Origin of the sequence: Acinetobacter sp. YH12144, assembly GCF_013418345.1 — a bacterium.
Taxonomy (GTDB): domain Bacteria; phylum Pseudomonadota; class Gammaproteobacteria; order Pseudomonadales; family Moraxellaceae; genus Acinetobacter; species Acinetobacter amyesii.
Genome location: NZ_VPCD01000003.1, coordinates 135,435 through 160,540, shown reverse-complemented (window position 1 = coordinate 160,540; position 25,106 = coordinate 135,435). Strand labels below are relative to the sequence as shown.

Genomic DNA, 25,106 nt, shown 5'->3' with positions numbered 1-25,106 from the left:
AAAACTCGTTCACTAGCGTCAAATTATTCAAAGTATCGCAAAAACATTTTTGATTAGAAGAAGTGCTGTCTCAAACACTTGCGGATGACGTTACCGCGTATCATACTTTTATTTAAATCAAATTACGCTTCTGGTGTTACTGCGTAACATCAGTAATTAAAAAAACCCAAACAAATACTATACAAATGTAGACAATTTTAGATACTATTTGTTAACAGTTGCATAAAAACGCTTCTAAAATAGGAACTTGATCATGGAAGGCCTCAATCAACCTTCTCAGAAATCAGTTAAAAACGAATCACAATTACTCATTGAATCGATGAATCGCACTTCTGCCAAACATACGCTCATACAGGCAGAAGCATGTGACCTAGAGAATCGTGTCCGTATTGAGCGTGCTTTATCCGACCCGATTGCACGTATTCCGGCACAGTTTAAAAATGCTTATTACAAGTTTTTGTACTATAACCAGAAAGACTATTTAAAACAGGTCAACTATTTCGCTCAATTGGCCTTTTTAATCTATTTTTGGGCAGATCACTATGTGCTGCCAGACGTAGAAATGCTTTCAGGTGTGATTCGTATCATTGCCATTATTGGTGCATTTAGCCTGAACTATGTTCTGTTTAAATATATCAAACAGATTAAATTGCTCGATTTGATTTTGCCACTCTCCACTTGCCTTTCAGCGATACTCTGGTTTGAGATATTACTTCAGTCGCAAAATGAACTGGTGCATAGTTATCAATATGCTGCCATTATTTTGATTGTATTGGGTAATTTAAGTATTCATGTGCATTTTCGCCCTTCGATCATCACCTCTGCCATGATCTCGGCAGCGATCCTTTTTGGCGCATGGCGCATTAATGATTTTGGTGATTTTACAATATTTTTATTGGTGTACGTTCCTGTGCTGCTGTTCAGTATGTATATCTGCTGGAACTCTACGCTCAACTCTCGTAAAACGTTTCTAAGAGCGCTGCTAGATGACTGGAACTTTCATACCCTGCGCAAAATTGCCCATACGGATGAATTAACCCAGTTAAGCAATCGTCGCCAATTTGTACATGCTGCAAATAAAAAAATCCAAGAAACCCCTATGACGGTCTGTACCAGTCTTTTGATTTTTGATGTCGATCATTTTAAAGCGATTAACGATCAATACGGACATGATGTCGGCGATCAAGTGTTATGCCAAATTGCTGAAATTGCACGGAAAGAAATGCGTTTTTACGATATATTGGCGCGTTTCGGGGGTGAAGAATTTATTGTACTTTTGCCTTATACCGTCCCAGAAGATGCATTAAAAATTGCTGAACGGTTAAGACATAAAATGGAACAATACCAGTTTTATATAGATGGTCAATTGGTGAAATTTTCGATCTCCATTGGTGTTTCCAAAATTGACCCTAACCACGCCAAACTTGATCAGTTAATTAAACAAGCCGATATTGCTCTATACGAAGCAAAACGCCAAGGTCGTAATCGGGTTGTACATTTTAATTCTATGAACTTTTGCAGCCAAGCTTTTAAGTAAATAAACAAATCAAAATGGAGAAAAACCAGCGAATCCATTACACTCAGAGCTGAAGAAAGAAAGATTAATTACAGCAAAATTCTCAGGTTATCTGCATGCTTAAATGGTTTGAAAATTTAGTTGACGCTTATCCTGAACAGGACTTGAATAAACCATTGCCGACAAAATTTTTCCCCTTTGTATGGCAAGCTGCGACGGGTGTAAAAAAATACCTATTGTTATTGGTACTCTGTACAGCAGGTGTAGCGAGTTTTGAAGCACTGCTTTATTCCAAAATTGGCGAATTAGTCAATTGGATCAGTAAGTCTCAACCTGAAACCTTTTTACAGCAGCACCAGACGAATCTGACCATTTTAAGCTTTATTTTATTGGCAAATATCTTCTTTTCTTGCCTTCAAACCATTATTAAACATCAGATTCTATATAGCACCTTTCCAATGCGCCTACGTTGGAGATTTCATAACTTATTACTGAAACAAAGTTTAGATTTCTTCCACAACGACTTTGCAGGTCGTTTATCTGCCAAAGTCATGCAAACTTCACTGGCTGTACGTGAGTTTTGGATTATTCTTGGTGACATGTTGGCCTATGTCTTCATTTACCTGATTTCGATCACCGTGATTTTAGGTGCTATATCGCCACTGTTGATTGTTCCATTATTACTTTGGCTGGCTTTATTTATTGGTTCTGCATGCTATTTCATCCCAAAATTAAGCAAAATTTCAAATGAACAAGCCAATGCACGCGCAGTAATGACTGGTCGTGTCACCGATGCCTACACCAATATTCAAACAGTGAAATTATTTGCCCATGCGGGCCGTGAAAGCCAATATGCCAAAGCCTCAATGAAAGAATTTATGGTGACGGTGTATAAGCAAATGCGACTTGCTGCAAAATACAACATCGCGACGAATTTGCTGATCATTGTTTTATATGGTGGCGTACTTGGAACAGCCGTTTGGCTCTGGATGGATGGTCAAGCTGAGCTTGGGGTCATTGCAGCAGCGACCGCCATGATTTTAAAACTCAGTAGTATTTCCGAGTTTATGATGTGGCAAACATCTGCCCTATTTGAAAATGTCGGGACCATTCAAGATGGGATGAAAACTATGGGCCGCCCAATTCATATTCAAGATAAAGCTGATGCAACCGACTTAAAAGTACAGCAAGGCGAAATTAAATTTGAAGATGTCAGTTTTGCTTATAATGATAAAAAGGTCATCAATCAATTTAATTTAACCATTCGACCAGGTGAAAAAATCGGTATAGTCGGGCGTTCAGGTGCCGGAAAATCGACATTAATTCAACTTTTACTCCACTTTTATGATATCAATCATGGTCGTATTTCGATTGATGGCCAAAATATAGAAGATATTACTCAAGATAGCTTGAGAAAAAATATTGCTTTGGTGACCCAAGACACCTCGTTATTGCATCGCACGGTTGAAGAAAATATTAAATATGGCCGTCCGAATGCGACTGATGAAGAAATGTATGATGCAGTACGCAAAGCGAAAGCTGATGAATTCATTCCTCAATTGATCGATTTACGTGGTCAACGTGGCTATGACGCATTTGTTGGTGAACGTGGTGTTAAATTATCTGGCGGTCAGCGTCAACGTATTGCAATTGCTCGAGTATTTTTAAAAGACGCACCAATTTTAATTTTAGATGAAGCCACAAGTGCGCTCGATTCAGAAGTCGAAGCTGCGATTCAATCGAGTTTAGATGATTTGATGCAAGGCAAAACTGTGATTGCCATTGCGCATCGACTGTCAACAATTGCGCAAATGGATCGATTGATTGTCTTGGATCAAGGACGTATTGCTGAGCAAGGCACCCATGAAGAGCTTGTCGCTTTGAATGGTATTTATGCACACTTGTGGCAGCGTCAAACCGGTGGATTTTTAATAGAACAACATAAAGTAGAATCAAAGGAAGATGAAAATGCTGTATCTGGAAGACCTTAAAGTTGGTGATCACTTTAGCAGTCGTGAATATGAAATGACTGTTGAAGAAATCAAGCAATTTGCCAACGCTTTTGATCCTCAGGAATTTCATACAGATGAAGTCAAAGCCCAACAGCACCCGATCTTTCAAGGATTAGCGGCAAGTGGTTGGCATACCGCTGCTGTAACGATGCGCTTATGGACTGAATGTTTCCCTGTGGCTTATGGCTTAATTGGCTCTGAGTCAAGTCTGCGTTGGCCGCGCCCAACACGTCCGGGAGATAAAATTCGTGTAGAAGTTGAAATATCTGCAATTACTCCGTCGAAAAGTAAGACAGACCGCGGCATTGTGACCTATGTTACGCAAGCGCTTAATCAGCACAATGACGTTCTTTATATGTCTACGACCAAAATTGTGGTCTTTTCCAAAGATTTTAAACCGAATTAATCCTTAACGGCCTACTTTACAACGCTAAGGTAGGCCGCTATAAATAGTTGAGCCTAGTCAGTTTGTCCAACAATTTTTGTGGGATACAACACGGAATCATGCCAATATAACCTTGAACAGAAGAAAAACCCGCATTGCAACGGAACGCTATGAAAACAATTAATTCCCGTCAGGATCAGGGTATTCCCGGAGTGTATGGATTGCTCCTTTTAGATGTGGTCTCTCGATGGGGCTACACTGCAGAAACATTATTTAGTCCCTTCGGATTAAACAGCGAACAATTGGCTGAACCAGATTTCCGTATTCCAACACCCATCGCCAATCAATTGGTAGAGCACGCACTACGTTTAACTGGTGAGCCAACATTAGGTTTTCATTTAGGCAACCAAATGCGCATCTCGATTCATGGTTTTATTGGCTATGCCATCATGACGGCGAAGGACATAACCGATGCCTTAGTCTTGGCAAACCGTTTTATTCAGTTACGCATGCCCTTTTTACAGCTTTTTTTCTCGACTTTTGGAACCAAAGCGACTGTTCAACTACAAACCGACGTTACGATAGAGCCTTTACGTACTGAGATTTCAATTGCCTTAATTTTTGGCATGATCAGCATGGGCAAAGCAATTACCGGTGTGGATTATTCTGCTGGTGAAATTGATTTTGATTTCCCTCAACCTGAAGGTTTTGAGCGGTTTATTGCCAAATATCCACGGCACCAATTTAGATTTGATCAGCCACATCTCTTACTTAGTTTTGATAAGCAATATTTAACCAATAAATTGGTCCATGCAGACCCGATTGCCAGTCAAATCGCCATTAATCAATGTGAAGCTGAACTTTCTGCTTTGGGCGAACGCCACCGTATTGCCATGCGCGTTCGTGACATTTTAACCAACTCTGAGCAGCACTATTTAAGTATTGAAAGTGTTGCTGAACGGCTACACATGTCCGATCGAACCCTTAAACGCCAACTTGCTGCCGAAGGGACTTCATTTTCAACATTGGTTGACGAAGTTCGCTACCGTCATGCTACTTCGCTTCTATCACGGACTGATTTTACCTTAGAGCAAATTGCTGATGAATTAGGCTATAGCGATGTCGCCAATTTTAGCCGTGCTTTTAAGCGTTGGAGTGGTCGTAGCCCAAGCAATTGGCGTAAAGATCCGTACTTATAAGTCTTTTGTTTTACCTAAAAAGCATGTATAACTCATGCCAAAAATGAATTTAATGGATTTAAGGAGTTATCAATGAATCATCCTTCAGATTTAAAGTACGCAAGTACACATGAATGGGTGCGAATTGAAGGTGACCTTGTTGTTACAGGCATTTCTGATCATGCACAAGACGCATTGGGTGATTTAGTTTATGTTGAAGCACCAGATGTGGGCCAACATATCACTGCTGGTGAACAAGCGGGTGTGGTCGAGTCGGTAAAAACCGCTTCTGATATTCATGCACCGATTTCTGGTGTGGTTGTTGAAGTCAATCCAGACCTTGAAGATGATCCTGATTTTGTAAACGATGCACCTTATAGCAAAGGTTGGATTTATAAAATTAAACCAGACAATATGGCTGATGTAGATGCTTTATTGACCAGCGAACAATACGAAGCTGGTCTGTAAATATTTCTAATATCTAAAAAATCAGCCCTCAGGCTGATTTTTTTATTTCAATTTGATAGCTAAATTGGCTTATATACCATTTGCATGAATATGCAGCTTATATTTCTTCCGAAGCTTCGGTGCTTTCAGGTTCTTCTTTCTTTTCTTCAACCATACTAAACGATTGCGCAGCCGCTGAAGTACCATTTGCACGTGAACTTTTTAGTTTAATTTGCAAACGTAGTTCATTGGTTGAATCAGCATTTCTTAAGGCCTCTTCATAAGAAATTGCGCCGTCATTATATAAATCAAATAAAGCTTGGTCGAAAGTTTGCATCCCAAGTTCACGAGATTTTGCCATGATCGCTTTTAATTCATGAAACTCACCTTTCAAAATCAAATCTGAAATAAGCGGCGTGTTTAACATGATTTCAACGGCTGCACGGCGTCCTTTACCATCTTCAGTCCGGATTAAACGCTGCGAAACAATCGCTTTCATATTGCTCGATAAATCCATAAGCAATTGATTTCTTCGCTCTTCTGGGAAGAAGTTAATGATTCGATCTAGGGTTTGATTGGCATTATTTGAATGTAGCGTACCTAAACATAAATGCCCTGTTTCAGCAAAGGCAATCGCATGTTCCATAGTCTCGGTGTCACGAATTTCACCGATTAAAATCACATCTGGCGCTTGTCGTAGTGTATTTTTCAAAGCGTTATGCCACGAATGACTATCTACACCAACTTCACGATGCGTAATCATAGATTTTTTATGCTTATGCACATATTCCACTGGGTCTTCAACAGTGATGATATGCCCTGCGCTGTTTTCATTTCGATAATCAATCAGCGCCGCTAAAGAGGTTGATTTTCCTGAACCTGTTCCCCCAACCACTAAAACCAAACCACATTTTTCCATAATTACATGCTTAAGCGAAGCCGGTAATTTAAGTTTTTCAAAATTTGGAATTTCTGCGGTAATGGTACGAATGACCATACCTACATGTAACTGTTGCTGAAATACATTGACACGAAAACGTGAAACGTTTGGCACACTAATCGCAAAGTTACATTCTAATTCTTTCTCAAATTCTTTGCGCTGCTTCTCATTCATCAAACTATAGGCGAAAAGCTTTGTTTTCTCAGCATCAAGCGCTTGCTGCCCAAAAGGTTTCATCATGCCTTGATGTTTAATACTTGGTGGAAAATCTGCCGTAATAAATAAATCAGAACCACCATATTCAACCACTTTTGTTAACATGTGGAACATAAAACGGCGTGCTTCTTCCAACAATTCAGCAGTGTACATCAACTTCCCCAATATAAAATTTCAAACACCCAAGCACAGATTGTCATTATTTCAGGCGCTGTATTGGGCTTAGATATTATTGTGCATAAAAAGTGTGATTCACTCAAACATAAAATACTGAATTATCAGTATATATTCTAGGAAATATGCCATTTTTCAATTTTTATATCGCAGTAAACAATAAAGTAAATTTCAAAATAAAAGCCTTAGAACAATCAATGTTCTAAGGCTTTGGGCTAAATCAATTCAGACTGAGTATGCTCTGGATTGTTAAGCACTACGTTTGATTTGTGATGCACGAAGTTCATTCGCAACCTGTTGAATCAAATCAATGGTTTTGTCCCAACCTAAGCATCCATCTGTTACAGATTGACCATAAGTCATGTCACAACTAATTTTTTGATTACCATCCACTAAATGACTTTCCAACATCACACCACGCACTTGGGTATGCTCACGCTCCGCAACAATTGTGCGTAATACTTCAGGTTGCTTCATTGGGTCTTTATGGCTATTACCATGACTACAATCGATCACTAAAGCTGGTAAATCGCCTTTTACTTTACTGCGAATTTTGTCTATTTCAGCCAAACTATAATTTGGACCTATATTGGAGCCACGTAAAATCAAATGTGCTTGCGGGTTGCCAACAGATTCTAAAACACACGGTAAGCCAGTTTGACTCATACCTAAAAACTGGTGTGGATGCGAAGCAGATTGAATAGCATCTAGAGCAATTTGGATTGAGCCATCTGTACCGTTTTTGAAACCGATGCTGTATGGCATATGACTTGAGATTTCACGATGAATTTGTGATTCGCTGGTACGCGCACCGATTGCACCCCAAGCCAAAAGGTCATCAAAATAACCCGTCGCCATTGGGCTTAAAATTTCAGAGGCGATCGGCAAACCCATTTCAATAATTTGTAAGTACAGCTCACGTGATTTTTCTAAGCCCAACTGCATATTAGATGAACCATCTAAACTTGGGTCATACATATAGCCTTTCCAGCCCACTGTAGTTCGTGGTTTCTCAATGTATGCGCGCATCACAAGAAAAATTTGATCTGAAACTTGTGTCTGTAATTGTTTTAATTTTTCGGCATATTCCAAAGCAGCAATTGGATCATGAATTGAACATGGGCCTGTAATAATCATTAGACGCGGATCTTGACCCGTCAAAATATTTTGAATCGTTACACGATGTGCAGCAATTTGTTCCGCTGATTGAGCAGATAAAGGTAATTGTTGTTTCAGTTGATGAGGCAAGCTCAAAAGTATTTCTTTCGACTGCGTAGATTTCTGTTGAATTTCTGAATTTTGAGTTTGTTGTAAAGCTGTATTTAGCGCATTCATTGGTTTTATTCCTTTGGACTGTGTACACAAACAGTCCGATCTTTTATCTGAGCGTTATGGGACTTTGGGACTTCAAGGCTTTAGACATAGACTGACTAAAGTAAAACCAATAACCGTTGCTAAAATATGAATTTTTTACTGTAAACATGAGATTTCTCCAAAAATATTATAAAAATCAAGACATAAAAAAACCTGATCAGGGTTGCCGATCAGGTATAAACTTGGTGGGCAACCTTTTTCATGCCCGAACGCGTTCAGGCAATTATCTAAACTGCCAAAAGTAATAATATGCGTTTGAGATTAAAGGTTGCTTTAACATCTTGATTTCATCAAAAAGTATCTGTCTGAAAATTAAAATACGCTGTATTCAGCAGTTTGACAATAGTTTTTTGCTATTTTGTTGTATTAAATAACTCTACTTTCAATTATTGCGACCTACTTTTAAAATTTGATGTATTGATTAATAAATAAACATTTATTAGACTGCACAACATTAGGCTGTCTTAAGCTTTTTTCCATTTATTTTTAATTCGAGTATTTGCCAATGAAGTAAGCCCTGTTTTTTTCATCATCAAATCCATTTTTTTGATGTGCGAACACATGGCTAATGACTTCGACTGCATTTTCTCAAATATTGTCTTTTTTATAGAATAAAATTAGTTATTTGTATTGCGCATCTTTGCTATCGCAAGGTGCATCTATGACTCAAACAGCTTGTACAATTTCCCAATTAAGTTTGGAATTTCCTTCTAAAACACTTTTTAAAAACCTGAAATTTAACCTCAATCAACAACAACTTTCGGCATGTATTGGTCGCAATGGTTTAGGAAAGTCCTGCATCCTTAAAATCTTACATGCGCAAAATCTGAAAGATCTCCCCTATGAAGGGGAAATTTCATGGAATGTACCACATGCTTATTTATCACAATTTTCTCGACTAGAAGCTGACACGATTGCTTCTGCACTCGGTGTGGAAGATTTATGTAGCGCATTTCAACGTATCGAAATAGGCAGCGCAAGTTTTGAAGACTTTGAACTGACTGAAAACCAGTGGCACCATCCTGCACTATGGCAGCAACAACTTAAGCAGGCTTCACTTCCAACAGATTTAAATTTCCCAGTCGCTCAGCTGAGTGAAGGTCAAAAAACCAAATTGGCATTGTGTGCATTATTTTTAAAACCCGACCATTATTTGCTTTTGGATGAGCCAAGTAATCATTTAGATGTATCTTCACGTTTATGGCTCATCGATCGCTTAAAAAACCATCCTGCCGGTGCATTTTTTGTCAGTCATGATCGAGAGTTGCTGCAACATGTAGAGCATATCTACGCTTTAAATGAGTTTGGAGTCACGCATGTTACTTGTAACTATGAAGAATACATTCAACTGCAAAATAAAGCCTTACAGCGTAATGCTATGCAGCATCAGCGTGAGTTAAAACAACTCAAATTACAACAACACGAAACACAAATGAAAGCACAAAAACGAGAACAACAAGGTCATGCACTACGCAAGTCAGGCTCCCAAGCTAAAGTATTACTCGATTTTAAAAAGGAACAAGCAGGTCAAAGCCTAGCGACAGTTCAAACGCAACAGCAGAAGCAATTGGAAGAAAAGATATCTCAACTGATTCAGTCACAGCAACAACTTGAGCATGTCAAAGAGCAGAAATTCGTTTTTCAACATCACGCTGAAAAAACAGGAGAAATTTTAAGAGTTAAACATTTTCATCGCAAAACATCTCAGCACCTTCCTTTCGATTTGGCCTTACAGGCAGGTGAAAAAATTCATTTAAAAGGAAAAAATGGTATTGGTAAATCTACATTTCTAAAGTATTTGAGTCAGACCACATCACAGTCTAACCATGAATTATTTTTGTCTGTGCATACCCTGTATTTAGACCAAAACTTGAATGATTTATCACCTGAATTGAGTGTTTTAGACAATCTAGCAAAGTTTAATCATGAGGTTTCATCAACGGAATGGCGTAATCAACTCGGTCAACTTAGAATCCGTGGTCAAAAAGCGGAACTGCCATTTCACTGTTTAAGTGGTGGTGAGCGTTTAAAAGTGACCTTATTGGGCTTAAATTATTTAACACCGAATATTGAGCTTTTATTGTTAGATGAACCTGAAAACCATTTAGATATAGAGTCTAGAATGTTATTGGCTCAAGCCATTCAGCATTATACAGGTGCAGTGATCCTCGTTTCACATGATGCATATTTTGTAGAATCTTGTGGCATTCAGAGTAGCGTGCAATTCGTAGAATAGCTCTTATTTTTTTAGAAATATCTAAAATTACCAAAGTAGATGAAAGCTACTTTGGCGAATTTACTGCTTTAGAAATCGTTCTTATTTAACTGATATTACGCACGTAAAAGTAATTTCGCATTTTTAAAATGCTTTTTCAGTCTATTCGACGGAGTCTTACATCTAGGGTTTAGATAAAGAGATTAGCCTTCGGCTGGAGGTACTCTTACGAAACGATGTTTCTCATTAGGCAAAATGAGAAGCAAAGCTTCGCAAGGAAACCATCTTGCGGTGCAATGCACCTCACCGACTAAACTCGTTCACTAGCGTCAAATTATTCAAAGTATCGCAAAAACATTTTTGATGAGAAGTAGTCCTGTCTCAAACAGTTGCGGATGACATTACCGTGTATCGTTCTTTTATTTGAATCAAATTACGTTTCTGATGTTAATACGTAGCTTCAGCTTCTAATTTAAGATCTCTTAGGACAATATTGCTAAACAATACTGTGTTTTAACGCCCGATTTTCTTCATGATTTTTTGTTTAACATGCTGTTGAAGTGATGCTGAACGTTCCTTGATTTCGGCTCTCCAGTCATTCGGCACTGAGCATTTCGCGAGGCGAACCCAAACGCTTGCAAATTGTTTGATAAAACTGGCTTCGTTATAGTGAATACCATATTCGTCACAAAGTGCTTTAATTTTAGGTGCGGCTTCTGCATAGCGATTCGCAGGCATATCTGGAAATAAATGGTGTTCAATTTGGTGACTCAAATTACCACTGAGTATATGCAACCATTGTGTTCCACTAAAATTACTTGAGCCACGAATTTGACGGAGATACCACTCTGCTCGAGTTTCATTTTCAGTATTATCCATCTCAAAGTTTTCCGCATCTTCTGTAAAATGGCCATTAAAGATGACAGCGGAAGCCCATAAGCTACGAATCACGTTGGCTACAGCATTTCCTGCAAAGACAGGAATCGCATTGGGACCTGCAATAAGCGGAAAAAACACATAATCTTTAATCACTTGGCGCTTAATTTTCTGACGTACATCGGCCGCTTCATGCCATACATCTTTCCAAGTTTTGGTTTTATACGCAATAACATCTTCTAAATGTAAACGTTGAATGCCGACATACCACTCAAAGAAAACCATGAGTTGGGCAGCCAGTGGAATATTAAATAGGAAGCGTGGCTCCCACTTTTGCGATTCGCTCACACGGATCAAACCATAACCGACATCATGGTCCATACCCACAATATTGGTATAGGTATGATGCACATAGTTATGGGTATATTTCCAGTCTTGACCCGTGGCAATAGTATCCCAGTCATAGTTAGCACCATTTAAACTCGGGTCATTTAACCAATCAAACTGACCATGCATCACATTGTGTCCGAGTTCCATGTTCTCTACAATTTTAGAAATACCCAATAGGCCTGTGCCGAGTAACCACACTGGTGGAATCCAGCCTGCAAACATCAACATGCCACGAGATGCGATCTCGCTATAACGGACAAAATTGCGAATTTTATAAATATACGCTGCATCTTTTTCACCCACACTCTGGATGATTTCACGGCGAATTTGCTCAACTTTTTCGCCAAATTCAGCAGTTTGTTCGGGTGATAAATAACGTGACTTACTATTCGGACTAATATATATCGATTGATTCATGATGACGCCCCTGATTTGTTTTTATGCGGCTTGGGTTAGAGTTGAATGCGTACGGGTGAAATTGCCTGAGAGACACATAACTTGATTTGTGTGTTATTCGCATGATCCATTTCGCCAGTGAGTAAGTTTTTCACTGAACCCTGTAATTTGGTACACGAACAGGTATTACAAATACCCATCCGACAGCCATGCGCAGGTTTTAAACCAGCTTTTTCAGCACTTTCCAGTAAATTTCCCTCTGCCAAAAAATCTTGCTGGGCTAAACTAAAAGTAACAGGTTGAGCAGGTACTGAATCATCAGCAATCATCTGAAAATATTCAGTATTTAAATATTCTGAAAGCCTTAACTCACGATACAATTGCTCAATGCTTTGCATCATTTGCGTTGCACCACAGGCATAGCAATCTCGCAGCTTAAAATCAGGAACCATGTGATTTAGCACCTCTGGTGAGATATGCAATTTGGTTTTCAGCGTATTAATCGCATGTAAATGTACATGGTTAGATTGCTTCGCTAGTTGAATCAATTCATCCAAATAAGCATCATCTCGATTGAAGTAAATCAGGTCAACTGTACGTCCAAGCTGAATGGCTTGTTTAAACAAAGCCATGATTGAGGTAATACCACTCCCTGAAGCAAGCAGTAAAATTGGGCGATCCGAATTTAGCTTTAGACCAAACACACCTTGCGGTTGGGATAATTCAACAACATCACCTGTTTTTAATTGCGTCAGGCAGTTGGACACTTTGCCTTGTTGTTTGACGGCAATCACCACATGACCTGATGTATTGATTTCGACGATGCTATAGCTACGTTGATGACGTACACCATCTTTGACAACTGTCACCAGAACACATTGGCCTGGTCGATAGTTTGCTGCTTTAAAATTTTGATTCGCTAAAAAACTCAGTTCATAAAACCCGATCCCCACACAACGTGATTTGACTAATTGTGCTTTTACACGTTTGTAGGCCCAAATTGCATCAAATTTTTCTGCAATAAAATCAATAAAATCTTCCCGAATCCACTCAGGCTTGTAACTTGTAGTTGTCATTTTTTGCCTCGGATAATGCATTAATATACATTTGTTTTTTAAATTATGCTTACATTAAGTTTAGTGCTAATTCCCCACCATGTGAATTCGGGACAAAATCTATCATTTGGCATTTTTTATCATTTTATGTCTAACAATCTGTCACTTTTTGCAAATCCAAATTTGAAGTTCTGATTTGTCGTAACAACACAAATAAAAAAAACTAGGCCAAAGCCTAGTTTTTAAAACAGTGAAAGTTAACGCATTAATATTTAATGATTAGTAGATAAATCAATAATATTTAAATCAATGTTTAGTCTTCAAAATGCACAACAGAGCGAATTGATTTACCTTCATGCATTAAATCAAACGCTTCATTGATTTTATCCAACCCCATGGTATGGGTCACGAATGGTTCAAGTTTGATCTCACCTGACATGGCTTCTTCTACCATACCCGGTAATTGTGAACGACCTTTAACACCACCGAATGCAGTGCCTTTCCAAGTACGACCAGTAACCAATTGGAATGGACGGGTTGAAATTTCTTGACCTGCACCTGCCACACCAATAATCACAGATTGACCCCAACCACGGTGAGCACATTCCAAAGCAGAGCGCATCACATTGGTATTGCCAATACATTCAAATGAATGGTCGACGCCCCAGCCCGTCATTTCTACAATCACTTCCTGTACAGGACGTTCATAATCTTTTGGATTAACAAAATCTGTAGCGCCAAATTCTTCAGCCAGTTTGAATTTGTCAGGATTGGTATCTACGGCAATGATACGACCTGCTTTGGCTTTTTTAGCACCTTGTACCACAGCCAAACCAATACCACCTAAACCAAAGACTGCAACTGAGTCACCTTCCTGAACTTTAGCGGTATTTTTAACTGCACCAAGGCCTGTTGTTACGCCGCAACCCAACAAACATACATGTTCGTGGTTCGCTTCAGGGTTAATTTTTGCCAAAGACACTTCTGCAACCACAGTATATTCAGAGAATGTTGAACAGCCCATATAGTGATAAATCGGCTGACCATTATACGAAAAACGTGTTGTGCCATCCGGCATTAAACCTTTCCCTTGTGTCGCTCGTACAGATACACAAAGATTTGTTTTACCCGATTTACAGAATAAACATTCACCACATTCTGCGGTATAAAGTGGAATAACATGATCACCTGGTTGCACTGAAGTCACACCTTCACCGACTTCAACCACAACACCTGCACCTTCATGCCCTAAAATTGCTGGAAATACGCCTTCAGGATCATCACCTGACAATGTAAATGCATCTGTATGACACACACCTGTATGGCTAATTTTGACTAAAACCTCACCTGCTTTAGGTGGTGCCACATCAATTTCAACAATTTCTAAAGGCTGACCCGGTCCAAAAGCAACGGCTGCACGTGATTTCATGTCTAAAAACATCCTGTATGGCTTATATTAACAGATGAGTTACAGTAACCTCTTTTTAAGCCTAGATACAACCTTAAAACATGATGTTATGATGAATTTTTCAAGGAATGATTAATGCTATTCGAATGATACAATTACGTGAAATAAGTTGTACTGTCGGTTTAACTGTTTCCATCAGCCTATTAACTGGATGCAGCTTACCTAGCAATCAGTCAAAAAAAGATGTCCCTATACAATCACATGCAGAAAAATGGATTACGTCTGCTACGGATTTAGAAAAATTAGAACAAAAACAAACGGCTTATTTAGCCTTAGATGATGCTTTCTTAAGCATTGCTTCTCGCCTACATTTAATTCGAAATGCAAAATACACCATCGATTTGCAATATTACATTTGGGAAAATGATGCTATTGGGCATCTGATGTTTCAAGAATTACTGCATGCCGCTGACCGTGGGGTAAAAGTCAGGCTACTAATTGATGATCAAAACGGGACGAAACTCGATCCGACCTTACAAGCCCTTTCAGCACATCCCAACATTTCAATCAAACTATTTAATCCTTATAAATTCAGAAAATTACGTGTCATTGATTATGCATTTCGCTTAAAGCACATTAACCATCGTATGCATAATAAATTAATTATTGCTGATGGTTTTATGGGCGTAACTGGCGGTCGTAACATCAGTAATGAATATTTTGATGCCAGTGAAAGTTTTCAATTTACAGATTTGGATATCCTTTTCTATGGGGAAGCTATTCAACAAGCCAATCAGGTGTTTTTGAACTTTTGGAATGATGATTTAAGTTATTCTGTTCAGCAATGGATTGGTGCAGGTACAAAAGAAGAATTAAGTCAATTAAGACAACAATACCAAGAAAACTCTACAACGTTGACTAAAGATCAACAGCGCATTAACTATGCACAGCAACAACTGGCGGCTCAGCTTAAACTAATACCGGTGAATTGGGCCGAAGCACATTTCATTGCGGATAGTCCGAATAAAATTCGTGGTGAGGCTAAAGAGCAAGAATTAATTTATAACCAATTTTCTACTTTGATGGGACAGCCCAAGGAACGTATGGAATTGGTTTCAGCTTATTTTGTTCCCACGCAACAAGGAACTGACTTTTTGACGGGTCTTGCAGGCAAAAATGTAGAAGTCCGTGTGTTAACCAATTCATTTTTAGCCAATGACGTCGCTGTCGTTCATGCGTTTTATCAAAAATATCGCAAAGATTTACTCGAAAATGGCGTGAAACTATATGAATTTAAACCTTATATAGAGCGTTCAAAACGCACATGGTATGAGGTCATGACGGGAAATATCATCCCTGCAAAAGGCAAAAATGCCTCTAGTTTGCATGCAAAATTTTTCGATATCGACGGAATGGTGTTTATTGGATCGTTTAACTTTGATCCACGTTCCGCAAATTTAAATTCGGAAGTTGGCCTTGTCGTTAAGTCTGATCGATTACAAAACGATATTTCTGCCGCATTAAACGAATATTTACCGCAAATTGCGTATGAATTAAAACTGGATGAAAACGGCGAAATCATTTGGTTAGAGCATCAAAAAAATGGAAAAACCAAAACCTATACCCATGAACCTGAAACAACTCGATTCCAACGATTTAGTATAAAAGCAGTATCATACCTCCCGATTGAATGGATGATGTAATGACAACGTACTGCTAAATGATTGAATTGCCCTCGTCGAGGCTATTTATTGAAATAATCTGATAAGTTCGATCAAGTCAAAAACGGTCTTAGTCAGTCTCGTTCATATGAGTGCTGGCTTTTGAAAAGAACCAAACCATTGACTTCACCCAGACATTCCACTTGGCCATAATTGGCTGCTTTCAGCGCGGCTAAATGTTCCTCAACTGACATATACAACTCATGATTTTGCTGTGCATGTGGTGCATATAAATGATCACATACAAAATACACGCCTTGTGTATTTAACAACGTTTTTACAGTCCGATGAAACTCTGCTGCATACGCCTTATGCCTCAACTCATGTAAAGCTTGATGAATAACAATCACATCAAAGGTGCTTTTCTCATTGAAATGAAGAGGTTCTTCCCAATTAGATTGTTTGAAATCCCCTGTTGTAAAATTACATTTTAAGCGTTGCGATGCACTTAGTTTTCCTTTTGCCAAGTCATGCATAGCTTCGGAAAAATCAAATGCTGTGTAATCTATATTTGGACAATGATTGATTAAAAACTCAGCCAAATAGCCTGGGCCTGAACCGAGTTCAAGCACGTGCACATTCGTGTTGAAAGCCAAAATAGAGTCGACATACATTTGAAAGATGTCATAACGCCACGGACGTTTAAGATTGACTTCAGCAGCCCATTGTTTAGCTTGGATTGGATCTTTTAAGTCTATGGGGCTTGGTACATCGTTTGTGTGTATATTATTTTCGCAATTCATTTTTCTTAGACTTAATTTAGATAGATTGAATGCTATTTATACATAAAATATCTCAATAAAAGCAAAGGTTTTACTCAAACTTGATGATGCTTTAACATCCACCTCTTATTTTGTTTTATCTCCTCCTAAAGTTTTCTAATGCAATTTTTTGATTTAAGCCGCCAATTTAATTTAAGTGATATTTTAACGCCTTTTACGACACTTCCTGAACTTGGTCATCAAGAATGGTTTTTGTCGAAAGTTCGGGTTGAGCATGACTGCTTATCTGACAATGACATGATTGAAGGCCAAGCTGTGCTTAAATCTAATCACAATATCCAAATTGAGTTGGAATGGTTAATCCAAGATACAGGTCATGGATTACAGCTTTTATTTAAAGGCATTGAAACTGCAGCTAGCGAAGAAACTTTGGTGATCGTGAAAGGCGCACAAATTTTAAATGATGCAAACAAAAAAGTTTCATCTCAGACACTGAGTTTATGGATCGATGGTACTTTACTACCTATGCTGCCGAATATTCGCAAAGAAATTAAAGCGCGTTTAAACCTTTGGGATTATGTTGAATATGATGGCTAATGCCTCGCCTGAAAAACTGTTTGGCCTTAAAAAAGGTAATCAATCACAGACCTGAAATCTGCATCATTTTTTAGTTAAGCTGTATCTTGCAATTTCAGCTCATTCAGACACTGCTGCAAAACATCAAATACTTTTTTGTCGATGCACTGCGCGACATTAAAACGCATGTATTGCCCTGCGTTCTGTGCTGAGCTGAATGAATTGCCTGGTGCAAGAATGATACCTTGCGTCAAACAGCTTTTTGATAGCTGTGCTGCATCAATATTTGCAGGTAATTGACACCATAAAAAAATGCCAGCTTTGGGCATAACGACTGGATGAATGTCTAGAGCTGCAAGTTTCTTTACGGCATCCATCATATGTTTTTGTAGCTGTTTTTTGACCCATTCAATATGCCTTATATAACTACTGTCCATAAGGGCTTGATAAATAATCTCTGCATTTAAATGACTGGTATTAAAATGAGTTGCAATATTCAAATCAATCAGCTGATCAATTATTGATTCGTGAGCAATGATATAACCACAGCGCACCGCAGCAGAAAGCGTTTTGGTAAAACTGCCAATTTGAATTACCTGCTTTAAACCCAATAAAGTTAAATAACGTGGCGCATGTAGATACTCAAATTCGGCAAAAATATCATCTTCAACGATGATTAACCCACTTTGCTCTGCCAATTTAGCAATTTCAAATGCCGTTTGCATAGAAAGTGCTGCACCAGTTGGGTTGTGTATGCCTGAGTTGGTTAAATAGATTTTGGGCTGAAACTGCAGCACTTGCTTAAATACTTCTACATCTGGACCATTTTTGCCATACGGTAATGTAATGCAATTCAGCCCATGTGCCTTAATCAGTGCCCTAAAATTAAAGTAACATGGATCATCGATCAGAACCGTATCACCAGTTTTAAGTAAATGCCGAAAAATCAGATCAATAGAATGTGTTGCAGAATCACTAATGAAAATCTGCTTCAAATTAAGCATTACATCATAAACCTCACCTTTACGAGCAATATAGCGGCGTAAATTTGTATGACCGTGTGGCGCCGAATAATCTATTAAGAAACTGCTATCAGATTTAGCAGCCGTTTTTAAGGCTTTACGTAAAGTCTGCTCTGGCATCCATTCTTTTGGCAGCCAGCCGCAACCGGGAATCAGCATACCTTCATGAGCATCTAGCGATTGGCGTGAAATCCACAACGGATCGACCTCTCGGTTATATTCAATAGCATGCTCACTTAATAAAACATTTGCAGTAGAACGTTTGCAGACATAATAGCCAGCTCCAATTCTTGACTCCAATACACCGCTACTGACCAACCGTGCATAGGCTTCTACAACAGTTGAAACCGAACAGCCCAACTGTTGGGAAAATTGACGTACCGAAGGAATGCGGCAGCCTTCAGAAAGCTGTTTCTGATCGATCAGTGTTTGGACTTGCTGCATGACCCATTCGATTTTTGTCATCTTTTCATTTCCTTATTCATGCAGTTTTAGTGAAATATTACGACACACTTTGAACTTATTAACTGACAGTTCAGTCTATTAATCGTTCTAAATCTTGGCTTTACAGCTTATTCAAAGATGGCTATAGATGCAAATTGTATGGGTATTTTATCCATAACAGTTCTTTTTAATTGTATTTGACTGTATCTATTTCAGTCATACAGTACGGTATAAATTTTATTACATATCTTTAGACCAAAAATATGGAATGAACATGCAATTTGACCTCAAAGAAGTTCATCAGGGCTGGCTCAACGGTTTTATTGGCGTTGTTATTTTTGCAGGTTCTATGCCTGCAACCCGTGTTGCCGTTCAAGGCTTTAGCCCCGAATTTCTGACAGGCGCTCGCGCCTGTATTGCAGCTATTTTAGCATTGATACTTTTATTCGTTTTAAAGCAGCCTAAGCCATCTATGCTGCAAATTAAATCCTTATGTATTGTTTCAACAGGTGTTGTCATTGGTTTTCCATTATTTACGGCACTGGCTTTACAAACAGAAACTGCGGCTCACTCTTTAATTTTTGTAGCTTTACTACCATTGGCCACGGCTTTTTTTGCAGTGCTACGTGCCAAAGAAATCCCTAAAAATGCCTTTTGGCTGTTTGCAGGTGCAGGCAGTGCTTTAGTCATCTTTTTCATGCTACATCAATCTGGTGTTAAAGGAATTTCTCTCGGTGACATCTATATGATTATTGCTGTTCTGCTCTGCGGATTGGGCTATGCCGAAGGTGGCGTACTGTCTAGAGCTTTAGGTGGATGGCAGGTCATTTGCTGGGCTTTAATCATTGCTTTGCCACTGATGCTGCCACTCTGCTGGCTCTATTTCCCAAACGATTTTCAACATATTCCTCTCAGCGCATATATTGGCTTAGCGTATGTGTCATTGTTCAGCATGTTAATCGGCTTCTTTTTTTGGTACAAAGGCTTAGCTTTGGGTGGAATTGCCAAAGTCGGTCAAATCCAGCTAGTACAGCCCTTTATTGGCCTTATGCTGTGCGCCGTATTATTAAATGAACAGATTAGCCTACTGATGATTGCGGTATCTTTAGCTGTAGTGAGCTGTGTTGTTCTAGCTAAAAAGTACGCTTAAATATTTTTTAAATTGCCTAATTTTAAAGCAAATACAGTGGCATGAATGACCAGTTTATTGCCATTGTTTAGCACAAAAATAGTGAAAAACTCTGATAGAGTGATATGCATAGACAATAATAAAAAAGGCAAAATCATGAATCATCAGAATTGGACTCAAATTCGTAAAGTCGTTGCAAATGCCCAACGTGCGTCTATGCATTGCTCGATTGCTACGGTTGATCAAAATTACCAACCAACAATCACCCCAATTGGCACTTTATTTTTACATGAATCAACCTTTTCAGGTTTCTTCTTTGATACTTATTCAGCGTCACTGCGGGATAATTTAACAATGAATCCAAAAGCCTGCATACAAGCGATAAATAGCAGCAAAGCCTTTTGGCTAAAATCATTAATCAATGGTCAATTTCAAGAATATCCAGGGATACGCCTATATGCTGAAATTGGTGAGTTACGGCCAGCAAGTGAAACAGAATTCGCTTTGGTTCAACAAAGAATTAAGGCATTAAAATGGACTAAAGGTAGCCGCCTAATTTGGAATAATTTTCATCAAGTGCGTGATTTTTCTGTACATGACTTCAAATGGGTACAATATCCTGCAATGATGCCTAAATCATCTTTCTAAGGAAAGCAACCATTGATAAAAGATTACACCAAAGCTTTCTTATAGTAAGTCAATTTCTTTAAATAATTTACTATACGCTTCGGCTTTTTTTTCCAATGCTAGTGGATAAGCTCTAGATGATGACGGCATACGGTATAAAGTCAAATCTCTGCCTGCAAATTCGGTACGAACAGCATGCCCAATGCGTGGTTTTTCAGTATTTTCTGGCATCGAGAGCATCAACGTATCAGTCGCCTTGTCTCCCGTCGTCATAATACTGCGGCAATTCGGCATCTGCGTGAGTAACTTCGCAATATCGGTTGGCTGATAAATCTGTAAAAACTTGTCTGATGCATTACCTTTCAAACGAATCACTTGATAGGCAGTATCAAAAATGCCTATACCTTTTTCATTTAAAAAATCTCGAATGAGCTGTTCTTTAAAAGTCTTGCTCTCTAGATTGAGAAAATGATTTTTATCCTGAAAAAAACATAGGCCAAAGATTTTCCACATGTCATTTTGAAAATTTGGATAATAAAAATCCATCTTCCAGCGGGTTTTTGGAGGTGGAAAACTCCCTAACATCAAGAGTTTCCCATTTGATGGCAAAAATGGCGCTAAAGGATGTGTTTCGATTTGCGGATTCACGCCTGAAATATCTTTGCTCATGTAAATTTAACTTCGCCCAGTGGTTGAATCATAAAATGTCTATGAAAATTGTTCAGTGATTTGTTTTGCTATTTTTTCAGCCCATAACTGATAAATTTCTTTGCTCGGGTGAAAGCCGTCTTTTGCCATTTGTAAATTTTTTTCACGATATTCTTGTAAATCGTATTCAATTAGCCTCGTATTAGGCTTTGTTTTAATAAAATTTTTTAACAGCGCATTCATCTTCTGAGAATATTGTCCAAACAGCCATGACAATGGAAACGGTAAAGCTGGAAACTCATCCATTGGTGGCACACCTGAAATGATCAATAGCTGTGGTTGAAACTTTTCCTCGACAGTTTGATATAAACGCTGCTGGAGCTTCAACCACTGGTCTGGTTGTTTTAATGCTGTGACATCATTGACACCAACAGAGCTGATCACGACATCAAAGTTCTGCGTTGTGACATTATCCAAAGCATTGATGATTTGCTGGCTGTTAAGCCCCGTTGTGGCTTCAAGGCAAAAGTGAACTTGATAATCAGGCGATAAAATTTTAAGCAATTGTCCCAATAGCGCATCTGACTGATGCTCGACGCCGACACCTGCTGCTGCTGAATCACCTAGTATTAATAGCGATAATGGTCGATTACCCTGACCACTCATCCCACAACGTTCTCCCATCGGTTCTGCTAAACGTGGGGTATTTTTTTTCACACGGTAACCTTGGATCAGTAACGCAGGTAACAGCAGCAGTGTTGATACTTTGACTAGCATAATATTTGGGTAATGATTTAAAGCTTATCGTCTTCATTATTTTAAATAGTTTAAGAAACAAAGCATTGACTCTATTGTTATTTTTCTACATTTTCTTTTATTAAAAGCATCATTCTGGGGCATATTGCTAGTTTTTTATATTAATAATGATTATCATTTATTGGTTTTCATCCTACCTATTTTATTATTTCAATGAAAGAACTTTCCCCACTTTTTTTAGCTTGCTCAATTAGCTTTGCTGTTACTTCTGCTTTTGCCCAAACTCAAAATTCACCCGCTTTAACCGATACAATAGAAAAAAAACATTTTCCCTATGCTGCTGCATGTGAAGATGTCAAAGCGCAAAGCCAAATATTATTAAACCTACAACATCAGTTAAATCAAAATCCAAAACAACATGCTCAAATTATTGAAGATTTTTGGAAGCGTGTAGAGCTTATAGGTACACCAATCATTGAAAACTATGATGAAAAACATGACCGTATAATTTTTTTATGGAAAGGTGCGCAGCATAATGTACGCCTTATTGGTGGCCCGAGTAATGACCATGAATGGTTAACACGCCTACCAAATACCGATATTTGGTTTAAAGAATCGATTATTGATCATCGTTATATTGGCTGTTATAGCTTTGCTGTCGACTTACCGAACTTAGAAGGTTATCTGTCAAATTATTGTCCGCATCTGAATCCTAAACTTAAAGAATCAAGAACGCAGCGTCGTGCTGTGATACAAGTGCAACGGATTGATCCTTTCAACAAAAACACTTATCTCGCAAGTAATGATACATCAGGCTTGCGTAATGAAAATTTAGTGGCGCTTAAAGATGCCCCGCCTTTTATTGATCCAAAACAATATCCAAATGTGAAACAGCCCAAATTACTAGAGTTTGTTCTAGATAGCAAAATTTTGAATAACTCACGTAAAATCCTAATTTACCAATCTAAAGCCAAGAAAAACCAAAGCTATATCACTGCTATATTTTTTGATGGTCAGCAATATAACGAGTTGCTTAATGTTCCAAAGGCATTAGATATATTAGTTGAGCAAGGTCAGTTACCGCCAATTCAAGCCATTTTTGTTTCTCCACCGAATGATCAGGAACGACCGAAAGAATTAACACCCAATGCTAAATTTTCAGCATTTTTTAGTGATGAACTGATGCCTTGGATTCAAAAAAATGCACCGGCAAAAGTCGATTCGAAAAAAACGGTATTACTCGGCTCAAGCCTAGGCGGTTTAAGTTCAGCTTATTTAGCCTTAGAAAATCCAAATCAAATTAGTCACGTCGTACCGTTATCTGGATCATTTTGGTGGCAAAATGAAGCGACAGACCTCCCAAATGGCATGAGTAAAATCATTCGTGATAAAACCTCACAACCTAAACAGCATTGGTTTATTACTGCCAATAGTTATGAAAGCTCACGAAATAATAATGAACTGAGTATTTTAGAGACTTCGCCTATTGTTGCAGCCGACTTAAAAAATAAAGGTCATGATGTGCATTATCAATCGTATATCGGCGGACATTCCTACGCGGTATGGCAAGTTGCCTTGCAAGATGCACTCAAACATTTTTTTGCGCAAAAGTAGTTTATAAACGTTTAGATCATAAAAAAGCCCTCAATTGAGGGCTTTTTTTGAAGATTGTATTTAATTAATTCCAGCGGTTTATGCGTTTAAAGGTTCCAAAATCATTGAAACGCACACCAACTTCACGCATGACTTGGTGTGCAGTTCTTGCAGTTAGGTGACGAATATAAAATGGTTCTTTAACCACAAAATGGTGGATAGCATGGGTCGAACCGAAGTTAAAGCAAAACAATTGCATTGGGAACAACCACCACGGATTTAACACCTGAGTTTGTTTAATGACATCACGTGGGTCAATATCACCATAATAATGCATATTTGAGCTGATAAATTGTAAGCAGAAAGAGCGTATAAAGTTCGGAATAATCCAAACCACGGCTAGAAAATTAATCGTTGGAATTAACTTCACTAAATTAACTGACCAACTAATACTTTGTCCTAACATTGGACCAATACCATTCACCACATGATAAATGACAAAAACATACCAAATGCCGTAATAAACAAAACTTAAAGGAAAAAATCCAGTCAGTTGAGAGATCAATGCAGTTTTACGTTCTTTTTCAGGTTGTTTTTCAATGAATTTCCCAATCATTTTAAACATTTGAAATGGGCGCAAATACACCGTCATCAATTGATCGCTAATGACCAATAGACGACGCAATCCCCACGGCATGCCATTACTGATGCCCCGTTCTTCCAAATCGTATTCGGAACCTGAATACTTGTGATGATTGAGGTGCAAACGACGACGTGCCCAAGGACTAATGGTATTGGGACGTGCTAACCAAACCAAAGCCAACATGAGATGGTGAGCCCATGGCGTCTTTTTAAAATACATATAATGAATCAGGTCATGTTCTAATTCATGTGTCAGTGAAGCAAACATCGCCACCAAAATCACACAAGCCCATGCCGGTAAAATGCCAACAGCAAACGCCCAAGCTGAACCCAACATTCCCAGTAGCGCAAAAATAAGGATGGCTGCGCCTATAAAGTTTTGATGTTTTAAAATGGGATATTGCTGACGTAAGTCTTCACCAGCTTTCGTTACGACAGTTCTGACTTTGTTAATTCGCTGTTGATCTGTCATATCGGAAGACATAGACATAGTACAAACCTAAAAATTAATGAACAGTTGTACATTAAAGCAAATTAAAAAAAAGGAAATCGCTATTTTGAGAACAAATCATCGTCTGTTCAAATATTCAACATTTTATTTATTTTCAATATCTTATTTATAAATAATCTGAGTAATTACTCCA

The 25,106-nt window shown here is 38.4% G+C and carries 21 protein-coding genes; 11 read left to right on the top strand and 10 right to left on the bottom strand.

The genetic code is table 11. From position 1 onward, the window contains the following. The first annotated feature begins 253 nt into the window (after window positions 1-253). From FTU79_RS03520 to gcvH, 5 genes are all read left to right on the top strand, one after another. The gene (locus FTU79_RS03520) at window positions 254-1,537 is read left to right on the top strand and encodes a sensor domain-containing diguanylate cyclase (RefSeq protein ID WP_257224245.1); all 1,284 of its coding nucleotides are present in this window, start codon (window positions 254-256) and stop codon (window positions 1,535-1,537) included. Window positions 1,538-1,632: 95 nt separating this feature from the next. After that, window positions 1,633-3,507: an ABC transporter ATP-binding protein gene (locus FTU79_RS03515; RefSeq protein WP_078193808.1), complete on the top strand. Its 1,875-nt coding sequence runs from the start codon at window positions 1,633-1,635 to the stop codon at window positions 3,505-3,507. After that, window positions 3,485-3,934, top strand: coding sequence for a MaoC family dehydratase (locus FTU79_RS03510; RefSeq protein WP_180040342.1), 450 nt, complete (start codon window positions 3,485-3,487; stop codon window positions 3,932-3,934). The genes FTU79_RS03515 and FTU79_RS03510 overlap by 23 nt, the downstream gene beginning before the upstream one ends. A 149-nt stretch (window positions 3,935-4,083) precedes the next feature. Further along, window positions 4,084-5,112, top strand: a complete 1,029-nt coding sequence (locus tag FTU79_RS03505; protein WP_078190954.1) for an AraC family transcriptional regulator — start codon at window positions 4,084-4,086, stop codon at window positions 5,110-5,112. 72 nt (window positions 5,113-5,184) lie between these two features. Then, window positions 5,185-5,559, top strand: coding sequence for a glycine cleavage system protein GcvH (gcvH, locus tag FTU79_RS03500; protein WP_180008881.1), 375 nt, complete (start codon window positions 5,185-5,187; stop codon window positions 5,557-5,559). Window positions 5,560-5,656: 97 nt separating this feature from the next. On the opposite strand, the gene FTU79_RS03495 is transcribed toward gcvH, so the two are convergent. Continuing rightward, complete coding sequence (locus tag FTU79_RS03495; RefSeq protein ID WP_180048932.1) at window positions 5,657-6,847, bottom strand: PilT/PilU family type 4a pilus ATPase; 1,191 nt, start codon at window positions 6,845-6,847, stop codon at window positions 5,657-5,659. A gap of 270 nt (window positions 6,848-7,117) precedes the next feature. Next, window positions 7,118-8,203 (bottom strand): 3-deoxy-7-phosphoheptulonate synthase, encoded by a 1,086-nt coding sequence (locus tag FTU79_RS03490; protein ID WP_180048931.1) that lies wholly within the window; start codon window positions 8,201-8,203, stop codon window positions 7,118-7,120. 700 nt (window positions 8,204-8,903) lie between these two features. On the opposite strand from FTU79_RS03490, the gene FTU79_RS03485 reads away from it, so the two are divergent. Then, window positions 8,904-10,478, top strand: a complete 1,575-nt coding sequence (locus FTU79_RS03485) for an ATP-binding cassette domain-containing protein (protein WP_180048930.1) — start codon at window positions 8,904-8,906, stop codon at window positions 10,476-10,478. Window positions 10,479-10,970: 492 nt separating this feature from the next. Here FTU79_RS03485 and FTU79_RS03480 read toward each other — a convergent pair whose 3' ends face one another. The 3 genes from FTU79_RS03480 to FTU79_RS03470 all read right to left on the bottom strand — a co-directional run bounded on the left by FTU79_RS03480 (window position 10,971) and on the right by FTU79_RS03470 (window position 14,603). Next, a complete protein-coding gene (locus FTU79_RS03480) occupies window positions 10,971-12,140 on the bottom strand; it encodes an acyl-CoA desaturase (protein ID WP_180048929.1) in 1,170 nt (389 codons plus the stop codon). 35 nt (window positions 12,141-12,175) lie between these two features. Further along, on the bottom strand, window positions 12,176-13,195 hold the full coding sequence (locus tag FTU79_RS03475) for a flavin reductase family protein (RefSeq protein ID WP_168377537.1): 1,020 nt from the start codon (window positions 13,193-13,195) through the stop codon (window positions 12,176-12,178). A 292-nt stretch (window positions 13,196-13,487) separates the two neighbouring features. Continuing rightward, a complete protein-coding gene (locus FTU79_RS03470) occupies window positions 13,488-14,603 on the bottom strand; it encodes an S-(hydroxymethyl)glutathione dehydrogenase/class III alcohol dehydrogenase (protein WP_168377538.1) in 1,116 nt (371 codons plus the stop codon). Between the two features lie 125 nt (window positions 14,604-14,728). Here FTU79_RS03470 and FTU79_RS03465 point away from each other — a divergent pair, with 125 nt between their 5' ends. Continuing rightward, window positions 14,729-16,285 (top strand): phospholipase D family protein, encoded by a 1,557-nt coding sequence (locus FTU79_RS03465; RefSeq protein WP_180048928.1) that lies wholly within the window; start codon window positions 14,729-14,731, stop codon window positions 16,283-16,285. Window positions 16,286-16,377: 92 nt separating this feature from the next. Here the strand turns inward: FTU79_RS03465 and FTU79_RS03460 are convergent, their stop codons facing one another. After that, window positions 16,378-17,046, bottom strand: a complete 669-nt coding sequence (locus tag FTU79_RS03460) for a class I SAM-dependent methyltransferase (RefSeq protein ID WP_180048927.1) — start codon at window positions 17,044-17,046, stop codon at window positions 16,378-16,380. 138 nt (window positions 17,047-17,184) lie between these two features. On the opposite strand from FTU79_RS03460, the gene FTU79_RS03455 reads away from it, so the two are divergent. Then, entirely contained in the window at window positions 17,185-17,622 is a 438-nt protein-coding gene (locus tag FTU79_RS03455; RefSeq protein ID WP_180008896.1) for a hypothetical protein, read from the top strand. A gap of 74 nt (window positions 17,623-17,696) precedes the next feature. Here FTU79_RS03455 and FTU79_RS03450 read toward each other — a convergent pair whose 3' ends face one another. Beyond that, a complete protein-coding gene (locus FTU79_RS03450) occupies window positions 17,697-19,088 on the bottom strand; it encodes a PLP-dependent aminotransferase family protein (RefSeq protein WP_180040324.1) in 1,392 nt (463 codons plus the stop codon). 253 nt (window positions 19,089-19,341) lie between these two features. Between FTU79_RS03450 and FTU79_RS03445 the strand changes: the two genes are divergently transcribed. Both FTU79_RS03445 and FTU79_RS03440 read left to right on the top strand, forming a co-directional pair. Further along, complete coding sequence (locus tag FTU79_RS03445) at window positions 19,342-20,217, top strand: DMT family transporter (RefSeq protein WP_180007797.1); 876 nt, start codon at window positions 19,342-19,344, stop codon at window positions 20,215-20,217. Window positions 20,218-20,349: 132 nt separating this feature from the next. Then, window positions 20,350-20,844, top strand: coding sequence for a pyridoxamine 5'-phosphate oxidase family protein (locus FTU79_RS03440; RefSeq protein ID WP_180007801.1), 495 nt, complete (start codon window positions 20,350-20,352; stop codon window positions 20,842-20,844). 39 nt (window positions 20,845-20,883) lie between these two features. On the opposite strand, the gene FTU79_RS03435 is transcribed toward FTU79_RS03440, so the two are convergent. Both FTU79_RS03435 and FTU79_RS03430 read right to left on the bottom strand, forming a co-directional pair. Continuing rightward, complete coding sequence (locus FTU79_RS03435; RefSeq protein ID WP_180007796.1) at window positions 20,884-21,492, bottom strand: uracil-DNA glycosylase family protein; 609 nt, start codon at window positions 21,490-21,492, stop codon at window positions 20,884-20,886. 39 nt (window positions 21,493-21,531) lie between these two features. After that, window positions 21,532-22,248 carry an SGNH/GDSL hydrolase family protein gene (locus tag FTU79_RS03430; RefSeq protein WP_180007795.1) on the bottom strand — a complete coding sequence of 239 codons (717 nt, stop codon included), beginning with the start codon at window positions 22,246-22,248 and terminating at the stop codon, window positions 21,532-21,534. A gap of 192 nt (window positions 22,249-22,440) precedes the next feature. On the opposite strand from FTU79_RS03430, the gene FTU79_RS03425 reads away from it, so the two are divergent. After that, window positions 22,441-23,841, top strand: a complete 1,401-nt coding sequence (locus FTU79_RS03425) for an alpha/beta hydrolase-fold protein (RefSeq protein WP_180048926.1) — start codon at window positions 22,441-22,443, stop codon at window positions 23,839-23,841. A 64-nt stretch (window positions 23,842-23,905) separates the two neighbouring features. Here the strand turns inward: FTU79_RS03425 and FTU79_RS03420 are convergent, their stop codons facing one another. Further along, window positions 23,906-24,952 (bottom strand): fatty acid desaturase, encoded by a 1,047-nt coding sequence (locus FTU79_RS03420; RefSeq protein WP_180048925.1) that lies wholly within the window; start codon window positions 24,950-24,952, stop codon window positions 23,906-23,908. Window positions 24,953-25,106: the final 154 nt, after the last annotated feature.

Bases quoted from the DNA above. Each gene is read 5' to 3' on its own strand.
- FTU79_RS03520 (WP_257224245.1), top strand. From the start codon at position 254: ATGGAAGGCCTCAATCAACCTTCTCAGAAATCAGTTAAAAACGAATCA.
- FTU79_RS03515 (WP_078193808.1), top strand. From the start codon at position 1,633: ATGCTTAAATGGTTTGAAAATTTAGTTGACGCTTATCCTGAACAGGAC.
- FTU79_RS03510 (WP_180040342.1), top strand. From the start codon at position 3,485: ATGCTGTATCTGGAAGACCTTAAAGTTGGTGATCACTTTAGCAGTCGT.
- FTU79_RS03505 (WP_078190954.1), top strand. From the start codon at position 4,084: ATGAAAACAATTAATTCCCGTCAGGATCAGGGTATTCCCGGAGTGTAT.
- gcvH (WP_180008881.1), top strand. From the start codon at position 5,185: ATGAATCATCCTTCAGATTTAAAGTACGCAAGTACACATGAATGGGTG.
- FTU79_RS03495 (WP_180048932.1), bottom strand. From the start codon at position 6,847: ATGTACACTGCTGAATTGTTGGAAGAAGCACGCCGTTTTATGTTCCAC.
- FTU79_RS03490 (WP_180048931.1), bottom strand. From the start codon at position 8,203: ATGAATGCGCTAAATACAGCTTTACAACAAACTCAAAATTCAGAAATT.
- FTU79_RS03485 (WP_180048930.1), top strand. From the start codon at position 8,904: ATGACTCAAACAGCTTGTACAATTTCCCAATTAAGTTTGGAATTTCCT.
- FTU79_RS03480 (WP_180048929.1), bottom strand. From the start codon at position 12,140: ATGAATCAATCGATATATATTAGTCCGAATAGTAAGTCACGTTATTTA.
- FTU79_RS03475 (WP_168377537.1), bottom strand. From the start codon at position 13,195: ATGACAACTACAAGTTACAAGCCTGAGTGGATTCGGGAAGATTTTATT.
- FTU79_RS03470 (WP_168377538.1), bottom strand. From the start codon at position 14,603: ATGAAATCACGTGCAGCCGTTGCTTTTGGACCGGGTCAGCCTTTAGAA.
- FTU79_RS03465 (WP_180048928.1), top strand. From the start codon at position 14,729: ATGATACAATTACGTGAAATAAGTTGTACTGTCGGTTTAACTGTTTCC.
- FTU79_RS03460 (WP_180048927.1), bottom strand. From the start codon at position 17,046: ATGAATTGCGAAAATAATATACACACAAACGATGTACCAAGCCCCATA.
- FTU79_RS03455 (WP_180008896.1), top strand. From the start codon at position 17,185: ATGCAATTTTTTGATTTAAGCCGCCAATTTAATTTAAGTGATATTTTA.
- FTU79_RS03450 (WP_180040324.1), bottom strand. From the start codon at position 19,088: ATGACAAAAATCGAATGGGTCATGCAGCAAGTCCAAACACTGATCGAT.
- FTU79_RS03445 (WP_180007797.1), top strand. From the start codon at position 19,342: ATGCAATTTGACCTCAAAGAAGTTCATCAGGGCTGGCTCAACGGTTTT.
- FTU79_RS03435 (WP_180007796.1), bottom strand. From the start codon at position 21,492: ATGAGCAAAGATATTTCAGGCGTGAATCCGCAAATCGAAACACATCCT.
- FTU79_RS03430 (WP_180007795.1), bottom strand. From the start codon at position 22,248: ATGCTAGTCAAAGTATCAACACTGCTGCTGTTACCTGCGTTACTGATC.
- FTU79_RS03425 (WP_180048926.1), top strand. From the start codon at position 22,441: ATGAAAGAACTTTCCCCACTTTTTTTAGCTTGCTCAATTAGCTTTGCT.
- FTU79_RS03420 (WP_180048925.1), bottom strand. From the start codon at position 24,952: ATGTCTATGTCTTCCGATATGACAGATCAACAGCGAATTAACAAAGTC.